This window comes from Nostoc sp. (assembly GCF_036919895.1).
GTDB lineage: Bacteria > Cyanobacteriota > Cyanobacteriia > Cyanobacteriales > Nostocaceae > Nostoc.
In genome coordinates this window covers 47,117-65,550 of record NZ_JBALBW010000037.1, presented here as the reverse complement: position 1 = coordinate 65,550, position 18,434 = coordinate 47,117, and the positions used below count along the sequence as shown (strand labels likewise).

14 protein-coding genes are annotated in these 18,434 nt (G+C 40.1%); 1 reads left to right on the top strand and 13 read right to left on the bottom strand.

Annotated features, from left to right (window positions below; all coding sequences use genetic code 11):
- Positions 1-150 precede the first annotated feature (150 nt).
- From V7K55_RS06870 to V7K55_RS06810, 13 genes are all read right to left on the bottom strand, one after another.
- The gene (locus V7K55_RS06870) at positions 151-1,251 is read right to left on the bottom strand and encodes a glycosyltransferase (RefSeq protein WP_334829503.1); all 1,101 of its coding nucleotides are present in this window, start codon (positions 1,249-1,251) and stop codon (positions 151-153) included.
- 306 nt (positions 1,252-1,557) lie between these two features.
- Entirely contained in the window at positions 1,558-2,871 is a 1,314-nt protein-coding gene (locus V7K55_RS06865; RefSeq protein WP_334829501.1) for an NAD(P)H-dependent oxidoreductase, read from the bottom strand.
- Positions 2,872-2,980: 109 nt separating this feature from the next.
- Positions 2,981-4,222, bottom strand: a complete 1,242-nt coding sequence (locus V7K55_RS06860; protein ID WP_334829499.1) for a glycosyltransferase — start codon at positions 4,220-4,222, stop codon at positions 2,981-2,983.
- A 168-nt stretch (positions 4,223-4,390) separates the two neighbouring features.
- The gene (rfbC, locus tag V7K55_RS06855) at positions 4,391-4,945 is read right to left on the bottom strand and encodes a dTDP-4-dehydrorhamnose 3,5-epimerase (RefSeq protein ID WP_334829497.1); all 555 of its coding nucleotides are present in this window, start codon (positions 4,943-4,945) and stop codon (positions 4,391-4,393) included.
- 189 nt (positions 4,946-5,134) lie between these two features.
- A complete protein-coding gene (locus V7K55_RS06850) occupies positions 5,135-5,986 on the bottom strand; it encodes a phytanoyl-CoA dioxygenase (protein WP_334829495.1) in 852 nt (283 codons plus the stop codon).
- Between the two features lie 49 nt (positions 5,987-6,035).
- Positions 6,036-7,043 carry a glycosyltransferase family 2 protein gene (locus V7K55_RS06845; RefSeq protein ID WP_334829493.1) on the bottom strand — a complete coding sequence of 336 codons (1,008 nt, stop codon included), beginning with the start codon at positions 7,041-7,043 and terminating at the stop codon, positions 6,036-6,038.
- 199 nt (positions 7,044-7,242) lie between these two features.
- Complete coding sequence (locus V7K55_RS06840) at positions 7,243-8,511, bottom strand: class I SAM-dependent methyltransferase (protein ID WP_334829491.1); 1,269 nt, start codon at positions 8,509-8,511, stop codon at positions 7,243-7,245.
- Between the two features lie 109 nt (positions 8,512-8,620).
- On the bottom strand, positions 8,621-9,649 hold the full coding sequence (locus V7K55_RS06835) for an NAD-dependent epimerase/dehydratase family protein (protein WP_334829489.1): 1,029 nt from the start codon (positions 9,647-9,649) through the stop codon (positions 8,621-8,623).
- Between the two features lie 385 nt (positions 9,650-10,034).
- Complete coding sequence (gene lhgO / locus V7K55_RS06830; protein WP_334829487.1) at positions 10,035-11,249, bottom strand: L-2-hydroxyglutarate oxidase; 1,215 nt, start codon at positions 11,247-11,249, stop codon at positions 10,035-10,037.
- Positions 11,250-11,318: 69 nt separating this feature from the next.
- Entirely contained in the window at positions 11,319-12,092 is a 774-nt protein-coding gene (gene rfbF, locus V7K55_RS06825) for a glucose-1-phosphate cytidylyltransferase (protein WP_334829485.1), read from the bottom strand.
- Positions 12,093-12,419: 327 nt separating this feature from the next.
- Entirely contained in the window at positions 12,420-14,588 is a 2,169-nt protein-coding gene (locus tag V7K55_RS06820) for a tetratricopeptide repeat protein (protein WP_334829483.1), read from the bottom strand.
- Positions 14,589-14,643: 55 nt separating this feature from the next.
- A complete protein-coding gene (locus V7K55_RS06815) occupies positions 14,644-15,426 on the bottom strand; it encodes a PP2C family serine/threonine-protein phosphatase (protein ID WP_334829481.1) in 783 nt (260 codons plus the stop codon).
- Positions 15,427-15,478: 52 nt separating this feature from the next.
- Entirely contained in the window at positions 15,479-16,153 is a 675-nt protein-coding gene (locus V7K55_RS06810) for a vWA domain-containing protein (RefSeq protein ID WP_334829479.1), read from the bottom strand.
- Positions 16,154-16,911: 758 nt separating this feature from the next.
- Between V7K55_RS06810 and V7K55_RS06805 the strand changes: the two genes are divergently transcribed.
- A complete protein-coding gene (locus V7K55_RS06805) occupies positions 16,912-18,318 on the top strand; it encodes a response regulator (protein WP_334829477.1) in 1,407 nt (468 codons plus the stop codon).
- Positions 18,319-18,434: the final 116 nt, after the last annotated feature.

The window sequence follows — 18,434 nt, the reverse complement described above, 5'->3', positions numbered from 1 at the left end:
TACCTATTTTTTTACGAACCGCCCTTCGGGTTCACTAGTCGCCTACGGTAGGAAACCCGCCTACAGCGATGGTTCACCAAGTGCGCCAAGTACGCGAAGGAGGAGAGAGAAATAAATAGGTATTCTTAATAATGGAAAGAGATTCAGAAATCAAATGAATAATTGATGCCCACCACAAGCCTGGTTAATAATTTGCTCAACCTTACCAAAGAAGGCATTTTCTGAAAAATTTGCTACTGCATGATTACGGATGCGATCGTAATCCCAAGAAATGCCATTGGCTTCTAGTAATGCAACTTGTAAAGATTCGGGTGTTTGTCTTTTGAAAAAGACTCCTGTTTCACCTGGTATTTGAGTATCTAATACTCCACCTGCTCCATAAGCGATAACTGGTGTGCCACTAGCATTAGCCTCTACTGGAACTAACCCGTAATCTTCTAAGGCTGCGACAATAATAGACTTGGCTTTGGAAAACAAGTCTTTGCGGGTTCTATCACTTACGTGTCCCAAGAACACAATATTTTTTAATGCTTTAGATTTTAACCGTGCTAGTTCTGGCCCGTCACCTGATATTAATAACCGCCATCCTAGCCAGTTAAAAGCTTCGACTATTATATCAAGGCGTTTATAGCTAATCATCCGGGCTGAAGCCAGATAATATTCATCTTTTATATCTGAAAAAACAAATTTACTAGTATCAATTGGATAGTTTACCATCATTGCCTTTTTGCCATAAATATTTTCAATCCGGCGGGCAACAACACTAGAATTCGCAATGTAAAGGTCAGGTTCCTGTGCATATTTCAGGTCTACCTTTCTCATTACTTGAAATACTTGTTCGATTAAAGGTGCAAAATATCTATAGTCTCCGTACTCTCTTAAATAGGTTGCTGTATCCCATAAAAAACGGGTGACGTTATGGCAAAAACAAATGTGGCGGGCATTGGGATTTTTTCGGACTGCTTTGGCAAAGCTGGTGCTACTGCTAATAATTAGATCGTAGTCTTGCAGATCCAAGGCACGAAATGCAGGAAAATATAGAGGAGCCATTGCCCTAAAATACTTTGCTGCACCAGGAATCTTTTGTAAAAAGGTTGTATTGACTATGCGATCGCCTAGATCGATAGTTTTTTGAGGATCGTACAGAGATGTGAAAATGTCTGCTTCAGGATAACGCTTACAAAGCAGTTCAAATACACGCTCTGCCCCACCTCGCTGGGTTAAATAATCGTGGACTAGAGCAATTTTCATCAATTTGACCTAAAGTTTCGATCGGGTGTGTTTCAACGCTCCCCAGCCAGTTATATAATGTTCGGGCAATTAAGCATAATCCCCGGAACCCCACCCCGCCAAAGCTACGCTTTAGCTCCCTTCCCCGCCTGCGGGGAGGGGTTGGGGGTGGGGTTCTTTATTATGGGTAATTTGGCGAACATCATAATTACTATCAACAACTTTAGTGTTCAGCAGTATAGCTTCCTATCCTCTTTACGAAATTCTGGCTACAAATACGTAGGGGCGTACAGCTGTACGCCCCTACAGCCGATTTATTTGTTGCTATTACCCAACTGCTACCAAGATTTTTTCTGGAGCGAAATAAGTGTTTTGCTCAGTTCTTAGTTGGTCGCAAAGTCTATCTTCAGGTAATTCTACATCCTCATAAGTGAGGACTTGATCCTTAGAAATATCCCGTTTCAGGCGACACCCTTCAGCTAAACCAATTGGTAGGAGATTTTGCTGTTGGACGATGGGGGAATTCTCACATTGTCCGTAGGTCATGTAGTAACCGATGCCATCTAGGGTTTCTCCAGCTTTCAGGTCGATTTTGGCAGTGGTGACAACATCTACTAGCGGGCCTGCGAGTGGAGACATAACGGCATCACCGAACAGGACAGCACGCGCTACGGACAAGGGAACTTCAAAATGACAGAGGTGATAAGGAGTGTAGAAGCTGTAAAGTGGGCCTTCGCCTAATTTGTATAAGTTGAGATAGTGGCGTTGCTTGGGGTCGTCGTGAGTGGCAAATACATACACGCCTGGGCCTGGTTTTGCTCCAACTACATAATCGACAATGCCGCCCAGTTCTTTGAGTTGTTCAACATCATATAAATGGGTCATTTCCTCGACATAACCGTTGAAGTCATATCCCAGCATTCCCCGTTTGGCGACTTTCATCCCTGTGGCATTGGCAACGATCGCTTGCTCAAAGGAAATTTTGGTTCCGTCGGCGAAGCTAGCCACCATGTGGGGCTTTTGACCCCAACGTTTAGCAAATCCTTCCTGGGTGGTGGGATTGCGATAAGGGTCTTGGAGTCCTTTAATGTTACCGCATAATAAGGGAGTTAAACCAATGCTTTTGACAAAGCGGTAGAGGTTCATTTGCACCCCTGGCTGATCGCCATCACAAGCAGTAAGAATGACACCTGCTTTGTCAGCATAGACTTTGAGGATGGGGCCAATAGTGCCGTCAAGTTCGGCATTCATCATGATCACATGTTTGCAATGAGCGATCGCTTCCATAACGATGTGAGCGCCAAATTCCACTGCACCTGTGACTTCGATTATGGCCTCGATGCCCTCAGCCCGACACAGTAACTTAGCGTCTTCTGTGACTGCATACTTACCGTTTGCGATCGCATCTTCTAATTCGCTGACAGTTGCAACAACTTGAATCTCTTCAATCCCTGCTTCCGAATAAGCTTGTTTAGCTGCATCAATCTGGCGATTGGAGATAGCAACTAACTCCATTCCTGGCACGGAATTAACAATTTGGTTGGCAATTCCTCGACCCATAAAACCAGCACCGATCATTCCCACTTTAATAGGATTTCCTGCTGCTGCACGGGCTTGTAAGGCGCGATCGATAATAATCATGAACTAAACTCCTTTTTGGAACTGTTGGTTGTGATACAAATTGTCTATAAACTTGTACTTAATAATTTTTTACAGCTAAATCTTAAGTACATTCTCATGGCAATTAAGATTAGTGATGAATACTAACTGGTTGTTTGCTAGATGCTGTAGAACCAGTATGTTTTTTCTGGCTGTGATTTTCGATAATTTGCTCCACAACATTTCTGTAGACTTGAGCAAACTTTTCTTTAGTATGATTTGCTCTTGCATATTCCCAAGCCTGACGAGACATCAGCCTTAGCTTTTCTTCAGGCAAATTGGAAATACTTATAACTTTCGCCTTAATTTCTTCAAGGGAAAGATTATCAAAAATCACACCAAAATCGTGAACATCGACACCAGATTCGTAGCTTAAAATAGGAATTAACCCAGCTTGTAAACAACTAATTACCGCTCCTGATTGTCCTTCAGAAACGGAAGGGTAAACTAGCCCTAAACAGCTATTTGTAACCTCTATAAAGTCAGGGCTACTAACATCAATCCACCCATAAGTATGGATATTAGGTGTTTCGTATAGTTCTTTATAGAAAGCTTGCTCAAATTCTTTGTCATTACTTACCGGGCCACAAACTGTTAAATGGTATTCCGGCATTTGGGCAAAGGCATCTAAAACTAAATCTAATCCTTTGAGGACTAAAGCACTACCACCAAACCAGAGAAAACGTTTTCTTACCGCTTCAAAATCTTTCTTATCAGGATAGGGATAAACGACAGGCGAAGAAATTGGGATACGATACATTGGTTTATTAGCATACTTGAATGTATCAGTTGTGAAATCGTTACCCAACACAATTGCACAATCTGCATATTCAATTCCCAAATTAGGAACCTCAAATCGCTGTGGTTTTAAGGTTACACCTTTGCGCTGTTGTACTTCTAAAAGCCTGTTGCATTCAGCTGCATTGCGAAACACCATATTTGCAATGTCAACATGAAAAATTTTGATGCAATCTTTATTGAGTTTTGGTGCAAGCGCTTCCATCCGATGACGGATATCAATGAAAAATGCGTAGTGCTTTTGCGGAACGAATTTATCATTGTGGAACTGGATAACATCAACGTTATAGCCCAAGTCTAAAAAAGTTTGGGCTATTTGCCAAACTTCCCAGTACCAAGTATGGTCATTAGGCATTGCCTGACCAGCTTTTAAGAGAAATGGCTCAATCCGATAAGAAAGAAGTAGATTCCCCTTAGAAGGCTGTTTTGGCTTTAGAGAAACAACCTGTAATGTTTTCACGTAATTAATCCGAGCCTGGACTTTTTGGGAGACAAAAGAGATAGTATTTCCAACGCGAGATAGAACATTTGACATTTATTTATACCTAATTTAATTAAGTTAATAACTCAATTTTAATTAGTAATTGATAATTGCGTATACATCAATCCTAATTTATTTATTTACTTCGCGCTCTTTGCGTCCTTCTCTAACGAGACGCTGCGCGAATGCAGTTCGTTAGAAAACCATTTAATACCACTACACTTATCTAGAAGTACCACCAACAGTCATCATTCTCAACAAAGGCCAACTTAAATCTTTCTCAGATATTTCAGTCACATCTAGAGGCCAATCAATGGCAAAGAATGGGTCGTCATAACGTAAACCCCTCTCATATCCTGGCGTATAAAATTCGCCTACTTGATATACAACTTCAGTCTCATCCGTAAGTGCTTGATAACCGTGAGCAAACATTTCTGGAACATACAAAGCGCGGCGGTTTTCTGGGGTAAGTTCCACTCCAATGTGTGATAAAAAGCTGGGAGATTCAGGACGCATATCAATAATTACGTCATAGATAGCGCCTTGAGTACAGCGAATTAACTTCGTTTCTGCTGCTGGCAGAACTTGATAGTGCATTCCCCGGATAGTGCCTTTTTTGTAGTTAAAAGATAAGTTACATTGGGCAACCGTTGGCTTTAATCCGTGTGCTTCAAATTCTTGAGCGCAGAAAGACCGAGCAAAAAAACCACGGTGGTCTGGCTTTTCTTCCAAGTCAATGATAAATGCGTCTTTGAGTGCAGTTGTGGTGAAAATCATGTGATTGTTTTGAGATGAATGTTGAGTAAAGAAAATACGCCAGAAAATAAACGAACCACAGAGGCGCAGAGGGCACAGAGATATGAGAGTTTGAGAGATATTTTGTGTTAGTCATAAACATACAAATTTGAAGCAACGCTTCTTCTCTTCCTCTGTGTTCTCTGCGCCTCTGCGGTTAATTAAATTAATTTAAGTCGAAACTTTAACTGCATCAGATGCAGAGCATAACTCTACTCTGTGATAAGTATCATCCCAATATTGGGTGCAGAGGTCTGGCCGTTCAGGGGGATTGGTGGTGTAACACAAGAATAATGTTGACCTATCTTCTGTGCGGACTGTGCCGTGATGCAAAGTATTTTTCGTATCTACAAGAATGACAGTACCTGCTGGGCCTGGGCAGGATTTCCAAGCTGATTTGGGGATAACTGATTTTACTTCTTCATCATCGATACCCATATAGCTGGACTTCCAAAGTTTGTAGTAAAGTCGAAAATAATCCCAACTAAAGAAAGGAGTTAAAGAGCGGGGAAGGTATTGAAAAGGGCCTGTTTTTTCTTCTACATCATGTAAGTACATAATGATTTTGATAATCCGACGGTCTTCTGCATCGCTATGCCATAGTAGCGTCCCAAACTGATTTGCATTCTTGAAATCTTTGCGTAAATGTACACCATGAAAAGCAATAGGAAGACCGATATAATTTTCGATGATGTTGAGTAGCCTTTTCTCTACTCCCCAGGCATAAAATTCTGGTAAACCTGTAACTGTATAAATTTGTGGCAAACGTTCATTTAGATGCTCATTGGTGGGATTTTCCATCTGAGATAATTGATGGTAAGCAGCTTTGAGCATTTCAGAGCTAGAGTTGAACCCTAAATCTGCCAGTGTTGTAACGCAAACACCATCTTTTTTGAGAGTATTAAGGATGTTGCGATCGCTCCCTTCCAATGCTGGCAAATTTCTGCTATGCTTCCAACGATCTACGTAATATTTAAAGTCAGACGAAAGTGTAGCTATTTTGTGTTTAATAGCGTTAAACATGGCGTAAATCCTTCTCTTGTTGATATATATTTCTTAGTAGTTTCGTAACCTATGGTTTATAGTTACGCACTTCTTGAGTAGAGATTTCACTCGTTTCTGCTAACCCAAACTCTTTAGAAACCATCACATCAAAAGCACATAAGCTGACTAAAGCCAAAAATGGAATTACTGTTTTGATGGCGGACATCGGCCACCTTCTTAAAGCACCCAAGAAAACTTTCAAATTGACTTCTTTGCCGTTTTGCAAAAGCATCCGCCTACAAAACTGCTTAGAATATCCACTCTGTTCTAATTTCAAAATCACTTCGGGGATATGTTTGTATTGCATTAAGAGTGCTGATTTTGGTTCTTTCTGCCAATAACTCACACCAACAATACATTCTAAATAAGTTTCTTTAGTGACAATTACCCTGCCATTAGCAGCACAATATCCGGCTAGATATGCCAAAGATATCCAGTTATTCTCAGCATCTTGCCAATTTTGGAGAGCGCGTTTTACTAAGTCAGTGCGGTAGACTGTAGCAGTCAGAAAAATGACTGCACCGACACTCTTTGAAAAACAATGTTCAAATATAGTTTTACCATCACCACCGCCATCTTCACTATCTATATCAAACCAGCGATTACCAACAATTGTTGGTGGATGCACTGGTTCACCAGTAATTTGGTTCCGACCAGAGAAATTAAGAAACAATAATGATAAATCTTCATATTTTCTGAGTTTATTAATTACATAAACAATGGCTCTATCTTGAATTGGATCATCATCGCCGACTGTCCAAACATATTTTGTTGTTGTATAATTTAGGCAATACATAATATTTTTAACTACGCCTAAATTTTTGGAGTTTCTATTTGATTTAAATGTGATATTGTTAAGTATTCCTTGCCATTTCTTGATCACCTCCTGAGTATTATCTGTTGAACAATTATCAGAAATTAAAATTTCACATTCATCTTCAAAACCTTTGATAGCTTGAGCTAACCAAGTAAGTTGTTTATCTAGAAGCTGGGCCCGATTGAATGTAGGAATAGCAATAGTCAGTAGTTTATTCATATTCAGATCAACTCTGTAGTTAAAAGGCTACTAAGAGCAGCTTATTAATTAACAAGCTGCTATCCAGATTATTTTTTTTAGTTTGATAACAAAAGCTTTATAGAACTACGCCTTTTAATTACTTTTCACCTATTGTCTATGTTTATAATGACAACATAAAAATAGTAACAAAAGGCGCTTTTTGGGTTATATATAGTAATTACGACGCTATTAAAAGTCTATCCGGAATCGGACACGGATAAATTTTGACTTCAGGAATAGGCACAACAAACTGTCCACCCCATTCACCAATAAATGCCATTTGCTCCATAATTTCTTCCTTGAGATTCCAAGGTAAAATTAGGACGTAATCTGGTTTAGTTTCGCGGATTTTGTCTGGTTCAAAGATGGGAATATGAGTCCCAGGTAAAAATAAGTCTTGTTTGTAAGGATTACAATCGACTGTGTAATCGATAAAATCTTTCCCAATCCCACAGTAATTAAGCAATGTGTTACCTTTGGCTGGTGCGCCATAGCCAACAATTAATTTCCTTTCTGCTTTGGCGCTTATAAGGAAACTTAAAAGCTTATGCTTTGTTTCTTTGACTTTTTCAGCAAATGTAATATAAGTCTCCATCAGATGGAGTCCAGCAGCAATTTCCTTTGCTTTTAGATGCTTAACTCGGTCACTGGTGCTAGAATTATCAGCATTATCATGTTTAGCATAAATTCTTAAAGAACCACCGTGAGTTGGTAATTCTTCTACATCAAAAAGTTGCAAGTTATGCGCTGCGAAAATCTTTTCGATAGTGAGAAATGAGAAGTAAGAAAAATGCTCGTGATAAATTGTATCAAACTGGTTTTGTTGAATCAGTTGCAAAATGTGAGGAAACTCCATCGTCAAAATACCATTCGGTTTGAGGATAAGTTTCATCCCAGCAATGAAATCATTTAAATCTGGTACATGAGCTAAAACATTGTTGCCTATCAAAAGGTCGGCTAGTTTTCCTTGTATAACAAGTTCTTTGGCAGTTTCAACCCCAAAAAACTTGTTGATACTAGGAATGCCTCTGTCTTGAGCTATTTTGGCTATATTTGCTGCTGGTTCTATTCCTAAAACTGGGATTCCCTTTTCTACAAAATATTGCAGTAGGTAGCCATCGTTGCTGGCAATTTCAATAACTTGATTATGATGGTTAAAGCCAAACTTTTCTACCATCATATCGGTGTAAGCTTTGATGTGTTTTAGCCAACTTACTGAGTAGGAAGAAAAATAAGCATAATCGCTAAAAATATGATCGGGAGTTTCAAATTGTTCTAATTGAACTAAAAGAGTATCTTCAGAGACATAAGCATGGAGTGGATAAAACTTTTCGGCATGATTTAGCTGTTCTGCTGTCAGGTAAGCGTTGGCTAAAGGTGACATTCCTAAATCAATAAAGGTTTGGTGCAGAGGTTGACCACTAAAACGACATTTTGCGTTTACCATAATTTTTAACTCACTGGTTACAAATGTTTTAATGGGTGAAAAAGTCCGAATCAAATATTGCTGATTCGGAGGTTTAGATTATTTATTTGCTGCCGCTAGGCAGTTATATCTACTTTTTATTCCAAAAGAAATCTTTGTCGATTTGCTCGGTACGGATTAGATACTCTAGCTGTTTCAAACGGGTAAATCCTCTAAATAAGAAAGTATCTTCAGCCATGTCTATTTGACTGAATAAATCAAATAGCTGCTGGGCACCAAGTCGGGCATTCCAATCACATTTAAATCCGGGGAGAATTGTGTTGATTTTCTCGAAGGATACCCGATAGCTGCGATTATCTGAGCCGTTGTCACCAAAGGACAATTTACAATCTGGGAAAATATCAGCAATAATTTCCGCGATTTCTTTAACGCGATAGTTGTTTGCTGTATCTCCCACGTTGAAGATTTGGTTATGTACAATGTCTCGTGGTGCTTCTAAGGCGCAGACTATTGCTTTGCAAATATCCAGTGCGTGGACTAATGGTCGCCAAGGTGTACCATCACTGGTCATTTTGATTTGTTTGCTAGTCCATGCCAATCCTGCTAAGTTGTTGAGAACAATATCAAAGCGCATCCGGGGAGAAGCACCAAAGGCTGTAGCATTCCGCATAAAGGTGGGAGAGAAGTCATCGTCAGCGAGTGGTCTGACATCTCTTTCTACGAGAGTTTTGCACTCTGCGTAGGCTGTTTGGGGATTAATTGGGGATTCTTCTGTGACATCACCTGCGGTAGCAACGCCGTAGACGCTGCACGAAGACATATATACAAAACGACGCACACCCATAACTTTCGCTAGGCTAGCGAGACGAACTGAACCGATATGGTTGATTTCGTAAGTAATATTCGGCGCTAATTGTCCGGCTGGGTCGTTGGAGAGTTCTGCCATGTGAACTATTGCTTCAACACCTTCCAAGTCATCAGGGGTAATGTTGCGGATATCTTTGTTCAGGGTTTTAGGTGTAACCCCATTAGCGTTGTATAGCCAACCAACTTTATAGAAACCAGTATCTAGACCGATAACTTCATGTCCGCGTTCAATTAACAGAGACGGTAATAATGAACCAAGGTAGCCTTCTGTTCCAGTTACTAATATTTTCATTGTAGTTAATGCCTTTGTATTGATGAGTTAAATTTTTTGTTTAGTAGGGACGTACAGCTACAGCGTGTTGCCCGAAATTTTTGGTAGGCACACAATTCCTGAATTATTTTCGGAGGTATTTCTTGGGTAGCAGCGCTTTATAGCGGTTCTTACAGCAGTTTTTTATCAAACCCACCACAAAAATAAATCCTAAAACAAAGTCCAATATTGGTTTTAGTACTTTTAACTGTGGCACGTTTGATTAAAATTCGCTGTAATTGATGCACTACACTTTTTCTTATGGGATGGGCCGAAAAGCTCATCCCTTTTATTTTCGGGCGCTGATGTTGCTCACCCCACAAGATTCATGCCTTAATTCAGCAGCACCGGAAGTAACTATAGATATCTATGCAGTTACTACATTATCTAGATGCGAGGGTTGGGGAATTTCTGCCACAAGCGCTTTGCCGATTTCTAGAGAAGATGTAGCGGCTGGAGAAGGAGCATTGCAAACATGGATGGAGTTTTGACCGGAAACAATCAAAAAGTCGTCTACAAGCTTGCCATCGTTCATCAAGGCTTGAGCGCGGACTCCTGCATGAGTGGGAACTAAGTCTTCTGCTTGAACTTCAGGAATTAGTTTTTGCAAACTTCTGGTGAAGGCTGCTTTACTAAAGGAACGAATGATTTCTTGGATGCCTTCATCAGCGTGTTTGGCTGCTAATTTCCAGAAACCGGGATAGGTGATGACTTCAAGAAAATCTCGTAAGTCGAAGTCGGTTTTTTTGTAACCTTCGCGTTTGAGTGACAGAACCGCGTTTGGCCCTGCATGGACGCTACCATCAATCATCCGGGTAAAATGGACACCGAGGAAGGGAAAATCAGGATTGGGAACTGGGTAAATTAGTGTCTTGACAAGATGGCGTTTTTCTGGGGTCAGCTCGTAGTATTCTCCCCGGAATGGGACGATTTTGGCTTGGGGTTCAACTTTACCTAATCTGGCGGTGCGATCGCTATGCAATCCTGTACAATTAATTACAAAGCGGGTTGTAAAGTTACTTTTGTTTGTTTCCAGTACCTGATTTTTACCACTTGGGGAGATTTTCAGAACTTTTGTATTGAGATGCAAATCCCCACCCTGCTGTTGAATTAGCTGGGCATATTTTAAACAAACTTGCTTGTAATTAACAATACCAGTTGAGAATACCCGAAGTCCACCTACACATTTTACGTGAGGTTCAATTTCCCTGACTTCTTCGGGGCTAATTCTCTTAACTTCTATGCCATTGTCTAAGCCGCGTTGGTAGAGATTTTCTAGACGTGGTAGTTCTTGTTCTTCAGTTGCAACAATCACTTTACCACAAACTTCATGTTCTATTCCATGCTCTTGGCAAAACTCTACCATAGAGCGAGAACCATCACGACAAAATTTAGCTTTGAAACTCCCTGGTTTGTAGTAAATACCAGAATGAATCACCCCGCTATTATTGCCGGTTTGGTGAAATGCCCATTGACTCTCTTTTTCTAGTACTAAAATACGCGCATTGGGATAGCGTTTTCCTAAAGCTAATGCTGTAGACAGTCCAACTATTCCCCCACCTATAATCGCAAAATCATACATTAGTATTATCGCACTTAAAATTACAGTAAATCCATAAAGTTATTTGTCTTTTGACTTATAACTCTTCTCTTACCATACCTTCCAAGGAGCTTGATTGTTTTTCCATAGCCCTTCGAGATAGTTTTTATCGCGTAAAGTATCCATTGGTTGCCAAAAACCATCATGCTTAAAAGCGGATAGCTGTTCCATATCAGCTAGCTTTTCTAATGGCTCTTGCTCCCATACTGTAGAGTCATCAGCAATCAAATTGATTACTTCTGGTTCTAACACAAAATAACCGCCATTAATCCAAGCTCCATCACCTTCAGGTTTTTCCCGAAAGCTGGTAATCTTAGTTTGCTCATATCCTAAAGAAATGGCTCCAAAACGTCCGGCTGGCTGAACGGCTGTGAGTGTTCCTAATGTTTTTTGTTCTTTATGAAATTTAACTAGCTCGGTGATATTAATATTACTTACACCATCACCATAAGTAAAACAAAAAGTTTCATTACCAAGATGTTCGCTGATTCGTTTTAAGCGTCCGCCTGTCATGGTATTATCGCCCGTGTTTACTAAGGTGACACGCCAGGGTTCGGCATAACCAGAATGCACGTTCATCTGGTTAAATCGCATATCAAAGGTAACATCTGACATGTGTAAGAAGTAATTAGCAAAATACTCCTTAATTATGTAACCTTTGTAACCGCAACAAATGATGAAGTCATTAATGCCGTGGGCGGAGTACGTCTTCATTATGTGCCAAAGAATTGGCTTACCACCAATCTCAACCATCGGCTTGGGTCTGATACTAGTTTCTTCACTGAGGCGTGTACCAAGCCCTCCAGCCAAAATCACCGCTTTCATGCAATTACCTCGGAGATTTGTAGGGATATTATAATTCGACTTTATCGAGATGAAGAGGATGCACTTAGATAGAGAAAAATTGATTTCTGATTTGTTTTTCTCAGTCAATAATCTAACTGTAATTTCCGGCGAAATTATGAAGGAAAGATAAATTAACATCTTTTCTATATAAAAGCTCTATGAATATCTATAAAACTAAAAATAAGTTACTTAGTTAAATAAAAATTTAACCCATAAAATAACTAGGATTAGCTGGCGCTAACCCTAGTCTGGCTGGCTTTATTCAATCAAAACTAATAATATGTAAGTAAAAAAACTTACTTATTTTTAGTTAGTTTTTTCTAGATTACTTGAGCCTTGGAATAAAGGATCGCATTTGTTTTCTACGACTACACACATATTACTGAGTGCTTGCTGATAATTATCCATATCATCTTGCTCAAGAAAGATTTTGGCAGATGCTTGTATATCTTCGACAGCTTTCGTCTGGTTTTTGTTAGATTCACTACCGCCATATTGTGCTAGTTCATAGCGAACCATACCTCGTTTGAGATATGCTTTTGCTAGCTTGGGGCTAATAGTTAATGCTTCGTTAAGATCGGCGATCGCTAGTTTATATTCTTGCTCATAATTGCTGCTATATTGAGCAATTTGATAATAAACAACACCTCTCTGAAAGTAAGCTTCTGCTTTGGATACATTAAGTTTTATCGCCTGAGTAAAATCAGCGATCGCTCTTTTGTAATCTTGTTGAGATTCGCCGCTATACTTAGCCATTTGGGTGCGGACAATCCCTCGTCTGATATGAGCTTCAACTTCATTATTATCCAGACCGATAGCCCGATTATAGTCTGCGATCGCTAGTTTATATTCTGTATCAGGATCGTTGCTATATTCGGCGAGCATATAGCGGGCATTGCCCCGATTCACCAGAGCTTTGGTTTGATTGGGATTGATTTTGAGAGCTTGACTATAATCTGTAACTGCTCCTTCGTAGTCTTTGAGGTTATAGCGGGCATTGCCCCGATTTACAATTGCTGTGGTATGTGTTGGTTGCTGTTCAATTGCTCCGGTAAAGCTGGCAATTGCTTTTTCATAATCTCGGTCTTTGTAAGCAGTATAACCCTGCTGATAGTAATCAGCGAAGCTAAGTTTGTTAATTGTCTGGCGAGACTTCAAGGCTTGTTGAGTGTAAGCATTTTGGGAAACTAACGGCTGAGTAAATTTAATCATTACGTCCGCATATCCCAATAAACCAAAACCCATCAAGCAACAAATAACTGGGTATAATTTTGATTTCTTGGAACGTTTATAAGATGAACTGCTTGGGGTAATTACTGGCTGCCAATAATTAGTTAAGTGCGGTGACATACTTCGCTGTGGAAAATGCGGTGTCTGGGTGTAGCGCTTTTTCGCTTTGATTCGCGGTTGGAGATGTTCTCTAGCTTCTATAGCCCGATGTGATGGGAAGGGGTCGCGTCCGCCTAATCGCACTGTCCGTTCGCACCACGGACAGCCACGCATGTGGTTGTTGTAGCGATGCTGGGGATTTGTAGTGCAGGTAATTAATGAATCTTCGGCTTCCGCGATTACTGAGAGCCAAGTCTGGGCACTGGGGCGGAGTTGTGGGTTGTTGTGACCCTCTTCAAAACAACGGACAAATAGTTCTTGTAAGCTGGGATGAAGAATTTCCCAAGGGGGTGCAATGGGTGTTGGAAGGTAGGGTACGTACCGCTTTTGGCTGTAAGTGAAATGACCCGAAGCAATGCGGGCTTCGTAGGGCGGTGGCTCAATAGCGCCTTGAAAAATCCCCGAAAATGGGTGAGTGCCTTCCATGAGGAGTTGGAATACCAGCACTGCTAACCCAAATAAATCGTGAGAAATTTCGCGATCGTGCTGGGCAAAAGTTTTATTCTGTAGTTCTGGTGGAGTAAACTCTGGTTTACCAACTGGGCAGCGATAAACAACATTGCTGTTGGGGTCGGTTACTTGAAAAGAGTCTGTGTCTATCAAAGTCACCAATGCCGTATCACTGACGAGGATATTTGACTCGTTCACATCACCAATACAATATCCACTAGCGTGCAAAGCGGCAATTGCTGCCGCCAAGTTACGAGCCGTGCGGAGCAGGTACTGATAGTTGAATAGGGGACAGTGTTGGCGACGGGTTCTAGGGTTGTAAAAGTCAATGATTGGACGCATCCCCTGAATCCGTGGCATCAAAAAGCCCAGGATGCTATTTTTGCCATCTGCTGCCCGCAATACATCCTCTGGCCAAGCGATAGAGATATGCCCCAAACTAGCCGTAGGGTTTTCTGGGGGGTTGGCAAGCATCGCCCGTAATTTATCAGCATGGGCAGTCGTTGGCTTGTGGTAGATTTTCGCCACCAAATGGTTATCGGATGGCACTGCATAAACACAAGCTTCACCGCCACGCCCCAAACTGACATTGAGGCTGAGGATTTCTTTTCTAGGGGAACAACGTAGTACCTGCATAATGAAATTACCGCTAACGGAAGTTATTTAGATGTGAAACCTGTAAATTGATTGCTCATGAGTCGTTGAATGCAGCTATAATGAGTGTCAAATCATCATCAGTGCGTTGTGTAATCCGGTCTGAGCGTAAAAACTTTACCAACTGCTCCTTTGCTTCTGTCTTATCCTCGGTATTGGCGACGAATTCAAATAGCGGAAAAAAGAAGGGTTTGTGAGGTTCGCCAACAACCATATTCAAAGCCAGCATTTGTAGTCCGTCAGTAATAATACCAACATTAACTATGTCGGTGCGCCATAATCTCATCTGCGCCGTATCTAAGGCTGTAGGCGAAGTTAAAAAAGTGGTTTCGTTGATGTATTCGCCGCTATCAGGTATAGTCAGTGCGACCAGATTGCCCGTGCGATCTTTTGCCACTGCCAAACCATCACCTATTTGCACTACAGCTACAACTTCTGGGGTGGCAACCATGATAATTAAGGTAGTTGCTAAATCTTGAGGCTGTTTGTCACAAGTAGCCGCTTCAGCCTCCACAGCGTTTTTTGCGGCTAATATGGCATCATTTAAGAGCGATCGCACTAAGGCATCATCACTCAAAATCTTTTGGGTGATTCCAATGCTAGAAATGCTTTCTATTGCTGTCTCCACAGCAATCATCGCTCCCACTTTCCCAAGGCTAGCAGAACCCGCGCCATCTGCTGCGGCCGCCACTAAAACATTGTCTGACAATATCTGCCAGTGATGAGCATCCTGACATAACTGCTTGTTTTTTAAGTGACTTGTACCACATACAGAGGCAGCCACAATCCGCCATTGAGCAATCTGTTTTGATATTTTCATAAGATTTTTTTCCCAACAGCTAGCTGTGTCAACATCAAGCTGCGATTTTTAATTAAACAGTCCCCCAACCAATAGGCGGTAGTGCTACCTGTTCGTCCATTTGCGAATGAGAAACAGCTGACATACTAGTTGATAGCCAGACAAACATTTCGATAAAGTTTAATCCTTTCAGTTTCAGTGGTGTACGCACAGTTATTTGATTTAAACGCGTCATATTAGCATTCTCTACACCAACTGTAAAAAATGCTACTCGCTTATTAGCTTCATCTCCCTGTAAGCGCTGGGATGCTTGCTCTACTACATTCTCTAACTCGCCTTGCGGTTCTCCATCGGTAATCATGAATACCCAAGGACGATAGTAAGCAATTCCATTGGTACGATACTGAGATTTTCGCTCTTGAATTATGTCCAAAGCTTTATGAATTCCTGCACCCATTGTAGTTAAACCCTGGGCTGTCAAAATGGGCGGGTTGAATTGATCGGCAGTCACAAAGTCTTGTAAGACATTGACATTACTATCAAAAGTGACTATCGCCACTTCCACTCGTCTGGCGGCTAAGGAATTTTTGACCAATTCATCCTTTAAACTGAGTAAACCTTGATTTAAAGCCTCAATCGGATCTCCCTGCATCGAGCCAGATGTGTCTAGTAAGAGTACACAAGGACAACGTGGTTCTGGGTTCTCAGCAAATTCTACTACTTCATCAAGTCTTAATGTATCGTGCATAACTTTTTGTGTTATGTTGAAGTCCAAAGCCTTATTTCCCTTTTCTCAGAGTATGTAATTCCAGTCGCTTCGGCGACTACAGAATATAGTATCTAGTGGTAGATGCTCTAATCTTTATTAAACAAATTATTTTCATGAAGTTCTCTATATATTTTAAGAAGAACTTGAGTACAGCTTAGTTTAGCAAAAAAGAGTTTATCAAAACCCAGCGTTACCTGTTGTGATGTATCTACCAAAAATTTATATCCATTAAACCTACAGTACAATAAATACGTAAACTTTCCTAGATAAGTTTTTAAAGATTTTATGTAGGAAGAATGTTCCTTTATAGAAAAATTATTAACCATAATTTAGAATCGTTAGCTCTAGAAGTATACCAGTGGAACTGCGGGAACTTGGAATAAAATTTGCCTCTTAAGATGAAGAGACATCAATAAACGTCGTTATTAAAGTCTTCAGTTAAGAGTTGTCGGTAGTGAGTAAAATCTAGAATTAACCAATATCTTCTGATAGTCTAGCTATGATAATTGTTTACCTTTATTCATACCCACCCACGGACTTGTTTTTTGAGATAGATTAAGTAAAATGTGTTAAATGTCACAAATAGTTTACAAAGCTTATAAATTTTAGTATATATACACGTTTTAAAAGAAATAATTTCTACGTAGAGAAATATTACAAAGAAGAGAATACTTCATAGTTGATATTTTCAATCTTCAAATGTTCGGCTGTTGATTCCGCAAAAAAACTTGAAAAATATGAATAACTCAGGTGCATTCACCAAACTACGTCCTTTAAGTTTGTTAAGACAGTTATCCAATTGCTCTGATAGTACTTATTTGCAAGCATTAAGTAACTCAGTATCTTGGTCGATTTACTTAGAACAGGGCAAAATAACTTACGCTACCCATTCAGTAGAACCGTTTGATCGACTAGAACGCCATTTGCGCCGCCTCAGTCACCAAATTCCAATGCTTACTAACGAGGTTCGTGTTCAAGTCCGTCTGATGTTTGAACCAGATTCCCACACTCAGCTAATCGAAGATGACAGCAATTCCAGAAGCCACCCTCCTGAATATCAGGCGATATCTTGGCTTGTTAGTCAACAACATCTACATTCTACCCAAGCAGCAGTGCTGATTCAAGAATTAGTGAAAGAGGTGATTGAATCATTTCTACTCATTAAAGAAGGTACTTATGAATTGACAGAACCAATTGATAGAATGCCAAGAATTTGTCGGCTAGATGTCGAAAAAATTCTAGACCGTTGCCAAGTCAGATTACAGAATTGGCAGGCTTTTGTTCCACAAATTTCTTCTCCATATCAACGTCCATATCTGTTGATTAATAGCAAAATTGAGGAAAAAGACTTACCAAAACTTCAGCCAGATTTAATTAATTGGATGAAGGGTTTCAGCCTGTGTCATCTGGCGACAATTTTGAATCAAGATGAAATCCAACTGGCTCGCAATTTATACCCTTACATCCTCAAGGGTGCGATTATTTTGCATGAACCCGATCCACCTTTTGATAAATTACCAAAGATATTTGAAGAGCAATGTCTACAACAGACTACGCCTACGCTTTTCTCAAAATTAGTTACGGAGATAGTTCACACCACAAAAGAGCTAAGTAACAACGTCAACTCTTACCCCGATATTTCTGAAGAGAATATAGCTCCTGTTCAACAATTACCACAGATTTCTCCTCCTCTCCAAGAAAACTTTCAGGAACCAACAATATCAAATAACATAAATCCTGCTTCTCTAGGAGTAGCGGCTGCTACTGTAACGGCACAAAAAGTCCACAAAATTGTTTCTGTTGATGATAGCCCCACAATTCTTAAAGAAATTAGCCGCTTCTTAGAAAATGAAAATTTTTCCGTAGTGACTATTAACGATCCAGTAAAAGCCGTTCTGTCAATTATAAGACATAAACCAGACTTAATTTTGTTGGATTTAAACATGCTGGGAATCGATGGTTATGAACTGTGCCGAATTATACGAAATAATTCAATATTTCAACAGACTCCGATAATCTTTGTTACAGGGAGTAAAGGAATTGTAGACAAAGTAAAAGCGAAATTAGTCGGGGCATCTGGATATTTAACAAAACCGTTTACTCGCGCCGAATTACTGAAAACAGTCTTCATGCACTTGACTTAAATCAACCACATAATCTGACGATTTCGAGCTAGTGAAGGAAGACTTTGCAGATAGATACTAATCTATAAATTGACGAAAATTTAAATAAAGGGTTTTATTCATAATGCCAGTCTTTT

Excerpts from the sequence above, each read along its gene's own strand:
- V7K55_RS06870 (WP_334829503.1), bottom strand. The coding sequence starts at position 1,251 with ATGAAAATTGCTCTAGTCCACGATTATTTAACCCAGCGAGGTGGGGCA.
- V7K55_RS06865 (WP_334829501.1), bottom strand. The coding sequence starts at position 2,871 with ATGATTATTATCGATCGCGCCTTACAAGCCCGTGCAGCAGCAGGAAAT.
- V7K55_RS06860 (WP_334829499.1), bottom strand. The coding sequence starts at position 4,222 with ATGTCAAATGTTCTATCTCGCGTTGGAAATACTATCTCTTTTGTCTCC.
- rfbC (WP_334829497.1), bottom strand. The coding sequence starts at position 4,945 with ATGATTTTCACCACAACTGCACTCAAAGACGCATTTATCATTGACTTG.
- V7K55_RS06850 (WP_334829495.1), bottom strand. The coding sequence starts at position 5,986 with ATGTTTAACGCTATTAAACACAAAATAGCTACACTTTCGTCTGACTTT.
- V7K55_RS06845 (WP_334829493.1), bottom strand. The coding sequence starts at position 7,043 with ATGAATAAACTACTGACTATTGCTATTCCTACATTCAATCGGGCCCAG.
- V7K55_RS06840 (WP_334829491.1), bottom strand. The coding sequence starts at position 8,511 with ATGGTAAACGCAAAATGTCGTTTTAGTGGTCAACCTCTGCACCAAACC.
- V7K55_RS06835 (WP_334829489.1), bottom strand. The coding sequence starts at position 9,649 with ATGAAAATATTAGTAACTGGAACAGAAGGCTACCTTGGTTCATTATTA.
- lhgO (WP_334829487.1), bottom strand. The coding sequence starts at position 11,249 with ATGTATGATTTTGCGATTATAGGTGGGGGAATAGTTGGACTGTCTACA.
- rfbF (WP_334829485.1), bottom strand. The coding sequence starts at position 12,092 with ATGAAAGCGGTGATTTTGGCTGGAGGGCTTGGTACACGCCTCAGTGAA.
- V7K55_RS06820 (WP_334829483.1), bottom strand. The coding sequence starts at position 14,588 with ATGCAGGTACTACGTTGTTCCCCTAGAAAAGAAATCCTCAGCCTCAAT.
- V7K55_RS06815 (WP_334829481.1), bottom strand. The coding sequence starts at position 15,426 with ATGAAAATATCAAAACAGATTGCTCAATGGCGGATTGTGGCTGCCTCT.
- V7K55_RS06810 (WP_334829479.1), bottom strand. The coding sequence starts at position 16,153 with ATGCACGATACATTAAGACTTGATGAAGTAGTAGAATTTGCTGAGAAC.
- V7K55_RS06805 (WP_334829477.1), top strand. The coding sequence starts at position 16,912 with ATGAATAACTCAGGTGCATTCACCAAACTACGTCCTTTAAGTTTGTTA.